We start from the raw sequence: 13,482 nt of genomic DNA, 5'->3' as shown, positions 1-13,482 counted from the left end.
GATCGGTCCGACGATGACTGTCATGAAGCAAGACTACAAGGGTGGAGCCGTCAAAATCGGCTCCACCGGGCCGGGCCGGCCTGAACAAGACCGGCTCGGCCCGATCGCCGGGATCCTGTCCTTCCGCTGGGTCCTGATCGCCTTCGTCCTGATCCTCTGGTTCGTCTATTACCCGATCATCGACAACTTCCTCGTCAGCACGAAGAACCAGGACATTTTCACGGGGCAGACCGACTTCGTCGGGCTTGACAACTACCGGCGCCTACAGGGCGACCCGGTCGTCTGGACGGCGATCGTCAACAACACGCTCTATGCCGTCATCTCCGTCATTTTCCAGGTTTTCGGCGCGTTCGTGCTGGCGGCCCTCATCGAGGGGCTTGCCGAGGAGAGATGGCGCCGGTTCTGGCGCGCCGTCTATTTCATACCTTCGGCCATCTCGATCACGGTCACCGGCCTTCTCTTCTATTTCATCTACCAGCCTGATATCGGCCTTCTGGATTCGGCGCTGACGCAGATCGGGCTTGCGGACTGGTCGCGCGCCTGGCTCGGCGAGGAGGGAACCGCGATCTACGCTGTCATCGCCATGAGCCAGTGGCAGGGTTTCGGCTATTCCACGCTGCTGTTCGCCATCGCGATCCAGAAGATCCCGCGCGAACTCTACGATGCGGCGATCATGGACGGGGCGGGAACCTGGCGGCGCCTGTGGAACATCACCTTTCCGCTGACCCGCGAGATGACCGGTCTCATGGTGATCGTCACCATCACCGGCGCGTTCCAGGTCTTCAACGAGGTCATGGTGATGACCGGTGGCGGGCCGAACAACAGCAGCCAGGTGCTTGGCACTTGGCTCTACCAGCAGGGCTTCATCGAAAACGACTTCGGTTACGGCGCGGCCATCGCGTCGCTGATCTTCGTCATCACGCTCATCACCGGCTTTGCGCAGCTCTGGTACACGAAGAGACGGAGGGTCGAGCTGTGAGCATCTCTCATCAACCGCATGAAACGGAGCGCAGGGACTTCGTCGCCGTTCTGGCGAAGGTCTGCCTCGTCACCTTCCTCACCAGCCTCGGCATCGTCGTTCTCTATCCGTTGTTCTGGATGGCGCTCAACGGTTTCAAGACCAATGCGGAGATCTTCGGCAACCCCTTTGCGCTGCCCAGCGGGTTCAGCATCGCGAACTACATCTCGGCCTGGAACCAGGGCATCCGCAACTATATCGCCACGAGCATCATCGTCACGCTCGGATCGGCGGTCTGCACGGTTTTGGTCAGCGCCTGGACCGCCTATGGTCTCACCCGCTCGAAACTGCCGGGCAAGCCTTTCTTCGTCGGCATCGTGCTCGGCGGCCTCATGCTGAGCCCGACGGTCGCCGTGATCCCGTTGGTGCGCATGATGCAGGACCTCGGCCTTTACAATACCTACTGGGCGCTCATCATTCTCTACACCGCCTTCCGCATTCCCTTCACGACCTTCCTGATCCGCGCCTATATGCTGGGGCTACCGCGGGACCTCGACGAGGCCGCCGTCATGGACGGCGCCAGCGAAGGCCAGATCTTCTGGAAAGTGACGCTGCCGCTGTGCAAGCCGATCCTGGTCTCCTGCGTCATCCTGCATGTGCTCTTCGCCTGGAACGAATATCTCTTCGCGATGATCTTCACCAGCGGCGCGGATCTGCAGACGCTGCCCGTCGGCCTCACCTCGATCATGGCAAAACACGGCACCAACTACGCGGTCGTCTTCGCCGCCATGACACTCTCGGCACTCCCCATCGTCATCGCCTTCTTTGCGGCCCAGCGCTTCTTCATCCGCGGGCTGGCCGAAGGCATCGGAAAATAGGGCAGGCATCATGTTTAAACGACAACAGCTCATCGGTGCGAACTTCTCCTTCCAGCACCACCCCTTCCGCTGGACCGCCGAAAAACTCAGCGGCATGGGCTTCCAGCGGATGGAGTTCTGGGGTGTCGCCCCGCATCTCGATCTCTTCCACGACAATCGCGCGCGGCTTGCGGAGGTGAGGGCGATCCTTCGCGACAACGGCCTGACGGTCCACTGCTTCACGCCCGAGCAGGTCCTCTATCCGATCAACATCGCATCTGGCGACAGCGCCTATCGCGCGGCGAGCGTGGAGCGTTTCCTGCGCGCGGCGGATATTTGTGCGGAACTTGGTGCGAAGTATCTTTTCCTGACACCCGGCCGCGGCTTCGAATGCGAAAGCCGCGAAACCGCCTGGGGCAATTCGATCCAGTCGATAAACCGGATCGCGGCCCATGCACGCTCGCTTGGCGTCTGCTGCCTGCTGGAACCGCTTCAGCGCCTCGAAAGCAACATCGTCACCGATGCCGACGCGCTTCACAGCTTCTGGCGCGCGCTCGACGGCGACGATATCGACATCGTTCTCGATCTCGTCGCCATGGCGACGGCAAACGACAGCGTCGACGGCTACTTCGAGCGCTTCGGCAAGCGCATCGCGCATGTGCATATCGTGGATGGAACGCCAGCCGGGCATCTTGCCTGGGGCGACGGCAACCTGCCGCTTGGCGACTATCTCGGACAACTAGGCAGGCACGGTTTCGCCGGCACGCTGACCTTCGAACCTTTCGGCAACGGTTCCTATGCGCTCGATCCCCTTGCCGCCTGGCGGCGATGCCTCGACGCCATTGCCACCCATCTCGATGAAGCGGACACAGAATGACGACGGCCAATCCCAACCTGATCGCTGTCGGTGACAATTGCCTCGATGCCTACCTCAGCAAAGGGTTCGTCACCGTGGGCGGCAATGCCCTCAATGTTGCCGTGCAATGGCGGCGGCACGGTTTGAATGCCCGCTATTTCGGCGCGCTGGGGCCGGATGCGGAAGCCGACATCATGCTCGCCGCCATCGAGCAGGCGGGGCTCGACCGCAATGACGTCGAGATCCGCCCCGGCGCATCGGCAGTCACGTTGCTCACGGACGACGCCGGCGAACGGCGCTTCCTTCTCGAGTCGCTCGGCGTGGGGGAAAAATACGTTCCGAATGCAGACCGCTACAAGGCGCTGCGGCAAGCCGACTGGGTGCATCTCGGCACGAATTCCAGCGAAACGCTCGTCCGCCGGCTCGTCGCCGATGACGTTCCCTTCAGCATCGACGTTTCCACCCGGCATTTCGACCTTTCGCTGCACGACGTGCCGCTGGTCTTCGCCTCCGGCCCGGACGATCCGGCTGAGCCGGTCGATCCGCTGATCGCACAGTTCAGGGCCGCAGGTGCCCGGCAGGTCGTCGTCACCTGCGGCAAGCGCGGCTCCCTCCACGACGATGGAACCGTGACATCCAGGGCGGGTTCCGTGCCGGTTACCGTCGTCGACACCTGCGGCGCGGGGGACAGCTTCATCGCGACCTTCATCGCGTCGCGGTTCTTCGCGGGCCTGCCCGTGCAGGCGGCGCTCGACCTCGCCGCCGAAAGGGCATCGGAAACCTGCACCCATCTCGGCGGCTTCCCGCAGCCCATCCGGGCCATCCCGGACTGGCTGATTAACAAATATGTCGATGTCATCGGCAGCACGGAGAGGGTGGAAACATGAACACCATCACACTGAGGCCGCCCGTCGCGGCGCCAAAGAGCGATCGCTCGTTCTGGCTGCAGAGCATCGCGGCGGATGCCGTCGCGCCGCCTTTGCAGGGCAGCGCGGATTGCGACGTTGCCATCGTCGGCGGCGGCTATGCCGGCCTCTGGACCGCGCTCCGGATCAAGGAACAGGCGCCCGAAACGCGCATCACCATGCTCGAAGCGGATTTCTGCGGTTCCGGTGCGTCGGGTCGCAATGGCGGCCAGGTCCATAGCTGGTTTGCCGAAATCGACATGCTGCACGCGCTTGTCGGCGAAGACGACGCGGTCATGCTGTGCCGGGCAACCGCCGACGCGATCGAGGAATTGAACGGCCTGCAGGCCTCCGGCACCATCGACATGGACCTGAGGCTCGACGGCTGGCTGTGGACGGCCAGTTCGACCGCCCAGGAAGGCGCCTGGACGGCGGCAACCGAACTTTGCCGCGCGCTCGGCGAGAACCGCTTCCGCCCGCTCCGGCGCGAAGACATCCTGCATCGCACCGGCTCGGCCGTCTCCTATGTCGGCATTCTGGAGGAAAGGGCAGGGACGGTGCAGCCCGCAAAGCTCGCCATCGGCCTGCGCAGCCTGGCGCTTTCGAGGGGCATCGTCCTTCACGAACGCAGCCCGGTGATAGAGATCGTGCCGGGCCCCCGGCCCAAATTGCGAACCGCGGAGGGAACACTGACCGCCGGCAAGGTGGTGCTCGCCGCAAATGCGTGGCTCTCCGCTATTCCGGAACTGCATCCCTATCTCTATGTAGTCAGCAGCCAGGTCATCGCAACGGCGCCCGTGCCCGATATCCTCGCGCGGATCGGTTGGACGGACGGGGCATCGATCTGCGACGCACAGCAGCATGTCCTCTATTACCAGCGCACGCCCGAGGGTACGGTGATCTTCGGCCGGGGCACGGGCGGCATCGCCTATGGCGACCGTATCGACGCCCGTTTCAACCGGAGCGGCGACGGCGGCGCGGAGAATATCCGCGAAATGCACAGGGTCTATCCCGAGCTGAAGGACGTGCCGGTGCTCCACGACTGGAGCGGCCCGATCGACTGCACGGCGCAGCACCTGCCGGTCTTCGGGCATCTGAAGAATCACGCGAACATCTTCTATGCGATGGGCTTCAATGGCACCGGCATCGCGCAGGCGCCCGTCGCCGGTCGGATCGTGGCGAGCCTCGTCCTCGGGCGCGACGACATCTGGAGCCGATGCGGTCTGGTCGGTATCGGCAAGCGCACGAGGCTGCCGTCCGAGCCTCTGCGGTATCTAGGCGCCCGGGTCGTTCGCCGCGCCATCCGGCGCAAGAACGACCTCGAAATTCTCGACAGAAAACCCGGGCCGATCACGCGGTTCCTGGCCGGGCTCGCGCCCTGACGACATGTGCTTTTGAAATCGAACAACGGAATGGAACGATGGCCGATCTGTCGCTGAGAAACATCCGCAAGGCCTATGGTGACCTGGAGGTCCTGCACGGGGTCGACCTCGATATAAAGTCGGGCGAGTTCATCGTCTTCGTCGGTCCGTCGGGCTGCGGGAAATCGACCCTGCTGCGCTCGATCGCCGGCCTCGAGACGATAACCTCCGGTGACCTCGTCATCGATGGCGCGCGGATGAATACCGTCGCCCCCTCCAAACGCGGCATTTCAATGGTGTTCCAATCCTATGCGCTCTATCCGCATATGACTGTCTACGAGAACATGGCCTTCGGGCTGCGCATCGCGGGAACGCCGAAAGCCGAGATCGATGCACGGGTGCGCAGGGCCGCCGAAATCCTTCAGCTCGACAAATACCTGCAGCGTCTGCCGAAGGCGCTTTCCGGCGGACAGCGGCAGCGCGTGGCGATCGGCCGGGCCATCGTGCGCAATCCGCGGGTCTTCCTGTTCGACGAGCCGTTGTCCAACCTCGATGCCGCGCTTCGCGTCGCGACCCGCATCGAGATCGCCAAGCTGAAGCAGAGCATGCCCGATGTGACGATGATCTACGTCACGCACGACCAGGTCGAGGCGATGACGCTGGCGGACCGCATCGTCGTCTTCAAGGACGGCTATATCGAGCAAGTGGGCACGCCAACGGATCTCTATCGCAGACCGGCCAACCTTTTCGTCGCGCAGTTCATCGGCTCGCCGGCGATGAATATCCTGAAAGGCGAGGTCGTTGACTGCACCGAGAGCTCGGCGCGCTGCCGGCTCGCTTGCGGTGTCATGCTCGAATTGTCGGCCGAGCCCGGCAGGCTGGCAAAGGGAGAGGCGATCAGCATCGGCATCCGCCCGGAAAACACGCGGATCGCCGAGGGCGATGGAACCGGTCCGACATTTGCTGGAACCGTTGATCTCGTCGAGCATCTCGGCGAGGTGCAGATTCTTTATCTGGATCTGCCCAATAGCGGCGAGAAGTTCCTCATCAAGGCGGATGGAGAGCTTTCCTACGCGCGCATGCAGGACATCCGCTTCACCGCACGCCTCCAGGACATTCACGTCTTCGATGCCGAGGGCAAGGTCGTTCCGGTTCACAGCCGGCGCGACACCTGACCGACTCCGTTCACAACATTGACAGAGGAGCCATGGCCGCGGGAAGCGCCGAGTCTGAATGTCCGGCATTTTCCGACTTTGCTCGTTTCTTCTTCTAGCTGAAAAGCGTCTGACAAACTCCGGCTATCCGTCCATCGTCCGTGAGAACGTAAAATTGCCTCCAGCGATCGAAGCATGTACATGGATGGGATATCCCAAACGTGACCACATCGCCGACGCTAAGTTCCGGAGCGTTTTCAAGGCGAAGAAAGGCATGCTGGTCGTTCAGTTTGAACACAGACATCGATGAAGGGTGGTGGTCAGCCTTCAAGGCCCCGTCACGGAAAATCGCGAGGGGGACTGGCATGCCCTGGTCGAACGAGACGTCCCGCATCCCAAATCCGCAAATCGCAAGACCCGGCTCCGGAACGGATAGGATCTCAGCCCAGAGCTTCAGCGCGGGCTTGAAGGAACGCTCGGCGGAAACCCTCTCCTTTCCCAGAAGCAAGCCGCCTCGCCGGTCCATGGCAGCCAGCCCCCGCCGATAAATTCCGTGATCGTAGAAGAAAATAGCCCCACTTCTGAGGAGCAGAAATGCATTCTTGTCTTCTTCCACGACAGGGACGATCGCTTCGACGACGCGGTCGAAATAGAGAGAACCCCCGGCACTGATGATGAGGGGATCTGCAGGCATGATCCGACGCAGATGCAGAAAAAAGCGGGTTACGAAGGCAAGCAATGCATCGATACCCTCGATGCGGGCCGTTTCCGTCGGTCCTTCGACGGATCCCTCATACGTGGTGACACCTCGCAGGACCAGCATCGGGTCATTCAGGATTGCCTGGGCTATCAGGTGCGCGGTTTCAAAGCTGCGTGCCCCACTGCGGCCCGCACCCAATTCCACAAGCACCGGTATCGACGATCCTGCCGCGGTCGCGGCGGCGCTGAGCACCGCCACAGCCGCAATGGAATCTGCGATGCAAACGATTTCGCACTCGGGATAGTCCTTCCGCAATGCCGCAAGTCTTGGAGCGTTCCGTAAGCCGCCCAATCCGTTCGCGATCAGGATCCTGCTGATGCCATGAGAAAGCATCGCTTCGGCTTGCTGGAGATTGGCGACAGTAGCCGCCCATGCGCCCGCCTCGATCAGATCGGCAGCAATGTCGGGTGACATCGGTGTCTTGGCGTGAGGCGCGATCCTGACACCTGCGGCACGAAGATAACCCAGGAAGAAATCGCGGTTATGGCAGTATGCGGCCTCGTCCACTGTCAGGGCAGGCAGCAACACCTCGCACGCTGACGGGCGTAAACCAAGGACGGACGAAAGAGTGTGGTGAAATTGTCCTAGCGGCATTCGGTGCTCATCCTTTATGACTTGGGGGCGAACGGCTCGCGAGCGCGAGAACACCAGCAACGGTGGTGAAGAGTGACCCCACCAGCATTGCTAGATCGGGGAGGTCTCCCCAGACAATGAAGCCGGCCACAAGTGACAGGGGCACGGCAGAGTAGCGAAACGGAGCGATCTCAGCGAGCGTGGCGATGCGGGTAGCTTGCACAAAAATCCAGGTACCCGCGGCAGCGAAAACTCCTGCGTACGCAAGAAGCATGAAATCTTGAGGGTGCATCGGCAGATAGCCTCGAGCGGCAATGACCGGTGCAACAAGGATTGGTACGGAGAGCGTCGTTAAGAGGGCGACAAGGCCGGATGGAACATCCGCCGACGTGTGTCGCGTAAACAGGTCGCGAGCGCTAAGAAGAAGGGTAGCAGAGCAGGCAAGAAACAGCGGTACATTGACGCCGGTGGACACCGGCCGCGCGAATATCATTACGCCGATGAAACCAAGCACCACACTTATTGTAAGCCTTCCCGTCAGCCGTTCACCAAAGATCAGGGCGCCGGTGGCGGCAGAAATAATGGGCGCGAGCATCATGATGGCGGTCAATGTCGCAAGCGGCATCTCAGCAAGGGCAAAGACGAAGGCGAGACTTGCAAGCCCGTCGCAAGCAGATCTGATTATCACTGCCGGCATGAGCGCATGCTTCCAGCTGTAAGTAGTACCAGTCACCCGCAAGAGGACGAGTAGCGAGGCGGCGCCGATCACGCCTCGAACCATCATAACCTGAAGGGTATCGAATCGCTCGGTCAGCAGTTTGGTGGCGACGTCATTCTGTATGTAGAGAGTCATGGCGACGACGACGAGCGCCGCGCCTTTCAGGGCCTGGTTTTGCATCGCCTATCGCCGGTAGGACCTGTCGATCCGGTCGAGAAGCCTAAGGTGAGCATCCCATTCCAAAACGAGGTCGCCATCGTCGAATGAAACGATGTCTGCCTGCTCAGCCACCCTCGACCTGACCGACGACTCTGGCAGTTTGATCTCACGATTCATCGAAAGCGTCGCAACCTGGATTTCGCAAGCGAGATTGAGATAATACATCAGGTTGAACGCTTCCGCGACACTGCGACCGACCGTGAGCAGCCCATGGTTTCGAAGGATAAGCGCTCGCTTGTCTCCAAGGTCGGCAACAATTCGGGCGCGCTCCCCGATATCAAGCGCAATGCCCTCGTAGTCGTGATAGGCGACATGCGGCACCAATCCCAGAGCGATCTGGTTCAGCGGGAGGAGCCCTTCTTCCAGGCTGGAAACGGCCATACCCGCTCTTGTGTGCGTGTGAATGACGCAGAGCGCATCATGTCGTGCACCGTGGATGGCGCTGTGAATTACAAAGCCTGCTCGGTTAACCCGATAGGGGTTCTCTCCGATCTTGTTTCCGTCGAGATCGATCGTGACCAGAGAGGAAGCGCTAATTTCCTCCCAAAGCAACCCGTAGGGATTGATCAGAAAGCGACTGTCCTGATCGGGCAGTCGAAGAGTGGCGTGTGTATAGATAAGATCGGCCATCCGGTAATGGGCTATCAACCGGTAGCACGCCGCCAGTTCGACCCGGTGCTTCCATTCGGCGCTATGCAAATGCATTGGTGCGCGCTCCTTGTCGTTCAGGCGTCGTGATCGAGGAATTCAAGCAGCCGCTCAGCCGCGGCCGTGAGCTCCTTCGTTTCCCGGTTAAAACAAAGCCGAAAGTAGCCTTCGCCGGCCATGCCGAACGCTCGCCCCGGCGCCAGGCCAACTCCGGTTTTCTGCAGCAGCCTTCCGGCGAACGCCGTTGAATCGGCGATCCCGTCGATGCCGAAAAACAGGTAAAAGGCGCCGGCGGGCGCAAAATGTACGCGGGAAGAGGTTGCGAGGATTGAAGAGATACTTTCGAGCCCTCTGCGGCACCGCTCCATCTGCGTGGCCAGAAATACCTCGCCATCGTTCAGCGCCGTGCAGGCGGCGCGCTGCATGAATACCGCGACGCCCGAAGTCGAATACTGGATCAGATTTTCGATGGCAGGCCCGGCCGCCACCGGTGCCTCGATCCAACCGATTCTCCAGCCGGTCATCGCCCAGTTTTTCGAGAAGGTGTTCACGAAAAGAACGCGATCCTCTAAGGTAATCAGCGAGTGGAGCGATGGTGCGGCCAAGGCGTCGGAATAGGTGAACCGGCCATAGACCTCGTCCGCGATGATCCAGAGGCCGTGCTTCCGAGAAAGATCCAGGATCGCTTGAAGAAACAGGGGATCTGCGGTCCAGCCGGTCGGGTTTGACGGCGAATTCAGGAAGATCGCGCGGGTTTGGGATGAAATCGAAGCCTCGAGCAGGGCAAGGTCCAGAATCCAGCCGGCCGGGTCGAACCGCATGGCAACCTCACGGACATGGGCGCCAGCTAGTCCGACGGCCGCGGAGAAGTTCGGCCACGCAGGGGTGGGCACCAGGATTTCTTCGCCGACCCCTGCCACCAGCCGAACCGCTAGCTGGATCGCCTGCATTCCGGAGCCCGTGACAAAGAAACGGTCAGGTTCGAACTGTTTTCCGAAAAGCCCGCCATAGACCCGATCATGATATTGGGCTAGCGCGCGGCGAAGCTCGGGGATACCTGGCTGCGGCATGTAAAATGTTTCGCCCCGCTCAAGTGCCGTCGCCGCCGCGCGACAGATCACAGCGGGCGTCGGCAGGTCACCCTCGCCAACCCAAAGCGGTATGATGTCGGAGCGTCCAAAACCATGCTTCATGACCGCGGCGATGCCGCTCGCTGGTGCCGCAACGGCTTGTGGGCTGATGGACAATGAGGGGCTGATCATTACGGGCTCCGGACCAAAAAAACGGGTCAACGGCCAAGCAGAGGCGGTCCGTCGACCCGCAAAGCGCGCCCTTGATAAGGGCGCCGGGGAAAGGCTTACTGGTGATCGTAAGGGTTGCCGCGCGTCACGAAGGGTACGATGCTGATTTTTCCATTTTCATCGGACCGGTAACCGCGCACACCCGCATAGGAAATCTTGTTGGCGTCCAGGAGGCTCTTGGCCGCCTCTTCCTGACCTTCGGGAACATACAGAAAGAAAATGCGCGTTTCGTATTCCGGCAGAGGATCGCCGGCTTCGGAAGCCGCCCTCCAGAGTGGTACCTTGGCCGGATCGAGAACCTCCTCGACGTCGCCGATCTCGCGGGTTTTGCCATCCGAGTCAATGACGACGATGTCGGGGTAGTAGTCACCCGCAGGACCGGGCACCGCACGTCTTTTTCCTGGAGCGTTGGTCAAAGTGGTGTAGTTCGCGGGCCAAGTCGTTTGGCCCGGAAAGGGAAAGCGGTTCGCCGCAACGAAGGCAACAACCTCATCATGCGAAGGTACTGGCATTGTGTTCTCCTTGAACGTTTGTGAATTCGTTAGACGATGTACCTAGCGCACCGACCATTCGGGACCGCGGGGGGTGTCGATCCATTCCGGCCAGCGATAGTCCACTGGCGCCTGGAAGTCGGAAGGAAGCTGAGGCTGCACCCACCGCGACCCGCCAACACCGCCGCCAGTTCTTTCACGGAATTCCTGCTGGGCGCGTTCGAGGGCCGCGCGATCTGTCATCATGTCGAGGATCGTCGTGGAAATGACGTCAGCCGCCTTGCTCCACATCGGGTCGATGCAGGCTGGATCGCCGTTCATAGCGTGCCGAAGCCACTCGCCGTAGCGCTTGCCGGCTGGATCCGGCTTAAGCGTTGGACGGGCGACATAAAGACGGACCGTCGGTGCGTGCCAGGTGTATTCGACATAGTCGTCCGCCGCGTAGTTGAACTGCCATGCCGGCAACTGCTGACGAAAAGCGGCTTCGGCCTCCTGTGGCGGGGTCAACCGCATCATATTGTCGATGAAGGGCTCGTCCATCGGCTCGATGCCGTGATTGCGCTGACCTTCGCGGGCGAATTGCTTGGCCGCGTCGCCCCACACGGGCGCTCCGAGCTTTTCGAAATTTCGGAAGGTCAGCTCAGCAAGGGCATGGTTTGGCAGGCCCGCGCGGGTCTTGGTGATCCAGTCCGCCCGCCAGGTGCAGTGGGTCATCGCGGCGATGTGCTCGGCATTGCGGTCGAGCACGGAGAAGACGGTCTCGCACATTTCCAGCGTCGGCGCCCGCATGGAATACTGTATCTGGGAATAGGCGGGCGCCAGGTTGTCGGCCGTTGCCTGCCCGGCGACGGGAATGAATTCATTGAGGGTCCAGGTGCCGGTGTGCGGCAGCATGGATTCCTTCATCATCTTCGAATTGGTGTACATGAGGCACACGGCGTCGATGGCACCCGGCGCGCGCGCGGTCGCGTGTGCATGCGCCACGGCGCCGCCGCGACTTTGGTCGAGCCAAGTCTCAGGGGTGTCGCATTCGAACGTGTAAATACGGCTCCAGTAGGGCGCGCTGGTCGTGTCCCAGAAGCAGCCGTTGGTGAGCGCGTTAAAGGAATGCGGATGAAAGCTGATCGCGGCATCCAGCACGTCGTAATAGCCGTGGGCGGCATGGACCGGCTTGGAACCGCACATCTTCTCCGCCGGCTCGCCGAAGAACCGCAGAGTGCCGGTGATGCCATGCGCTTCCATGGCCTTCTTGGCCGCTAGAAAGCCGGCGAAAGCTCCCATGCCGAGCGCGGAATGGGGATCGGTGTGGCCAGCGGCGTGTTTCGTCGTTCCGGGCCGCGGCGCGCGGCGCGGCTCGGCGACCTGGGATTGGCCGGGCACCGCATCATATTCGGCGTAGCCGCCAACAACGGGTCCGTCACCGTTCGACCAGGTCGCGCAAAAGGCCGTCGGCATTCCCGCGGACCCCTGCTCGACCTCGAAGCCTTCTTCCCGGAGCCGGTCGACGTACCACTGGGACGAACGGTATTCACGCCATGAAGGCTCGTGAAACGACCAGATCGTCTGATGCCAGGTGGAGATAAGAGCGCGATTTGCATCGAGCCAGTCCAGGGCGTGGTTTTGGGCGGCAGAGAAATCACTTCTGGTCATGGGTGCTCCCGGTTCCGCTCTCAAGGCGCAATGGGCCGTCACCGTTCTCACAAGAGAATGGCCGCTGCGCGTCAAGGCGGTTCAGAAAATTTCAGGTTTGCCCGGCGGAATGAGTATGCCGCGCGGGCCACCACCTATGCATAGGGGATGCGGACAAACCGCGCAAGAACAAATTTGGAGTTGACTCCAAATTTGTTAAACTGGGTCTTCGATAACCCCGCGCAGTACCATTTCCAGATGCGGGATCCCCCATTCGCGCATCGCTTCCGGCTTCATCATGCTGGAGGTGACGAGCCGGGCGAGCGCGGCGCTGCCGATGCCGAGAAGCAGGTCACAAAGCACGGAGAGTTCGATGTCGGGCTTGATCCGCCCGTTCTGTTGATAGGCCGCGAGCATGCGCATGTACTGGCGTCGCAGCAGCAGGTCGAGGCGCTTTCCGGTCCGGTGCGCGATGCCGCCGGTGTCCAGGAACTGCGCCGACATGACCACCCTCCAGCATTCGCGGGTAAGGTGGCGCACAGCCTGATCCGCGAGGAGGCGCTCGAAGGCGAGGATACCTTCCACCGGATCGTCCGGGAGATTTTCCAGGAACTTGCGCCGCTCGGGCAGGGCCGCCTGCACGTGGCGAAGCGCAATCTCCATCAGCAGGTTCGGCTTGTTCTTGAAGTAGTTGTAGACCGATGCGGGCGCCACGGAAGCCAGTTCGGCGATTTCCTCGATCTTGGTGATCTCATAACCTTGCTCGCGAAACAGAGCATCGGCGGCGTCGAGCACTTGCTCCACCCGCTTCTTGCGATGCTTGAACCTCAGTCCTCCGGTCATGTCCTGTCCTTCCACACGGTCATGGAAATATGCATTTTCGTCAAAACTGATTCCGTCTCTATTTTTAGAGTTGACACTAAGTTTGTAGTCGTGGAACATGTCAATATATCGAGCGCGGTTCAAGTGGGAAGCGCAGCCAATCGACAAAATAATGAAAACAGCCGGCCTTTCCGTCGCGACAGGCCGCCGGCCGCGCGCGGCCGCAGGAA

At 61.2% G+C, this 13,482-nt stretch carries 13 protein-coding genes; 6 read left to right on the top strand and 7 right to left on the bottom strand.

What is annotated here, in order from left to right:
- Positions 1-13 precede the first annotated feature (13 nt).
- The 6 genes from LQK81_RS22345 to LQK81_RS22320 are packed head-to-tail and all read left to right on the top strand — an operon-like array spanning position 14 to position 6,112.
- Positions 14-979: a carbohydrate ABC transporter permease gene (locus tag LQK81_RS22345; RefSeq protein WP_230808626.1), complete on the top strand. Its 966-nt coding sequence runs from the start codon at positions 14-16 to the stop codon at positions 977-979.
- Positions 976-1,836 carry a carbohydrate ABC transporter permease gene (locus tag LQK81_RS22340; protein WP_230808625.1) on the top strand — a complete coding sequence of 287 codons (861 nt, stop codon included), beginning with the start codon at positions 976-978 and terminating at the stop codon, positions 1,834-1,836. Before LQK81_RS22345 ends, LQK81_RS22340 begins: the two co-directional genes overlap by 4 nt.
- A 10-nt stretch (positions 1,837-1,846) precedes the next feature.
- Positions 1,847-2,692 (top strand): sugar phosphate isomerase/epimerase family protein, encoded by an 846-nt coding sequence (locus tag LQK81_RS22335; RefSeq protein ID WP_230808624.1) that lies wholly within the window; start codon positions 1,847-1,849, stop codon positions 2,690-2,692.
- Positions 2,689-3,558 (top strand): PfkB family carbohydrate kinase, encoded by an 870-nt coding sequence (locus LQK81_RS22330; protein WP_230808623.1) that lies wholly within the window; start codon positions 2,689-2,691, stop codon positions 3,556-3,558. The genes LQK81_RS22335 and LQK81_RS22330 overlap by 4 nt, the downstream gene beginning before the upstream one ends.
- Entirely contained in the window at positions 3,555-4,958 is a 1,404-nt protein-coding gene (locus LQK81_RS22325) for an NAD(P)/FAD-dependent oxidoreductase (RefSeq protein WP_230808622.1), read from the top strand. Before LQK81_RS22330 ends, LQK81_RS22325 begins: the two co-directional genes overlap by 4 nt.
- A 38-nt stretch (positions 4,959-4,996) precedes the next feature.
- Positions 4,997-6,112 carry an ABC transporter ATP-binding protein gene (locus tag LQK81_RS22320; protein ID WP_230808621.1) on the top strand — a complete coding sequence of 372 codons (1,116 nt, stop codon included), beginning with the start codon at positions 4,997-4,999 and terminating at the stop codon, positions 6,110-6,112.
- Between the two features lie 94 nt (positions 6,113-6,206).
- Here the strand turns inward: LQK81_RS22320 and LQK81_RS22315 are convergent, their stop codons facing one another.
- The 7 genes from LQK81_RS22315 to LQK81_RS22285 all read right to left on the bottom strand — a co-directional run bounded on the left by LQK81_RS22315 (position 6,207) and on the right by LQK81_RS22285 (position 13,273).
- Positions 6,207-7,445: an alanine racemase gene (locus LQK81_RS22315; protein WP_230808620.1), complete on the bottom strand. Its 1,239-nt coding sequence runs from the start codon at positions 7,443-7,445 to the stop codon at positions 6,207-6,209.
- Positions 7,446-7,452: 7 nt separating this feature from the next.
- Positions 7,453-8,322: a DMT family transporter gene (locus LQK81_RS22310; protein WP_230808619.1), complete on the bottom strand. Its 870-nt coding sequence runs from the start codon at positions 8,320-8,322 to the stop codon at positions 7,453-7,455.
- Between the two features lie 3 nt (positions 8,323-8,325).
- Complete coding sequence (locus LQK81_RS22305) at positions 8,326-9,090, bottom strand: class II aldolase/adducin family protein (protein ID WP_269065089.1); 765 nt, start codon at positions 9,088-9,090, stop codon at positions 8,326-8,328.
- A complete protein-coding gene (locus LQK81_RS22300) occupies positions 9,087-10,271 on the bottom strand; it encodes a pyridoxal phosphate-dependent aminotransferase (protein ID WP_230808617.1) in 1,185 nt (394 codons plus the stop codon). Before LQK81_RS22300 ends, LQK81_RS22305 begins: the two co-directional genes overlap by 4 nt.
- A 95-nt stretch (positions 10,272-10,366) precedes the next feature.
- On the bottom strand, positions 10,367-10,822 hold the full coding sequence (locus LQK81_RS22295; protein ID WP_230808616.1) for a hypothetical protein: 456 nt from the start codon (positions 10,820-10,822) through the stop codon (positions 10,367-10,369).
- 42 nt (positions 10,823-10,864) lie between these two features.
- The gene (locus tag LQK81_RS22290) at positions 10,865-12,451 is read right to left on the bottom strand and encodes an amidohydrolase (RefSeq protein ID WP_230808615.1); all 1,587 of its coding nucleotides are present in this window, start codon (positions 12,449-12,451) and stop codon (positions 10,865-10,867) included.
- Positions 12,452-12,646: 195 nt separating this feature from the next.
- Entirely contained in the window at positions 12,647-13,273 is a 627-nt protein-coding gene (locus LQK81_RS22285) for a TetR/AcrR family transcriptional regulator (protein WP_230808614.1), read from the bottom strand.
- Between the last annotated feature and the right edge of the window lie 209 nt (positions 13,274-13,482).

The organism is Rhizobium sp. GN54, from assembly GCF_021026345.1.
GTDB lineage: Bacteria > Pseudomonadota > Alphaproteobacteria > Rhizobiales > Rhizobiaceae > Mycoplana.
The sequence above is the reverse complement of the archived record's forward strand: the minus strand, read 5'-3'. Positions and strand labels throughout refer to the sequence as shown.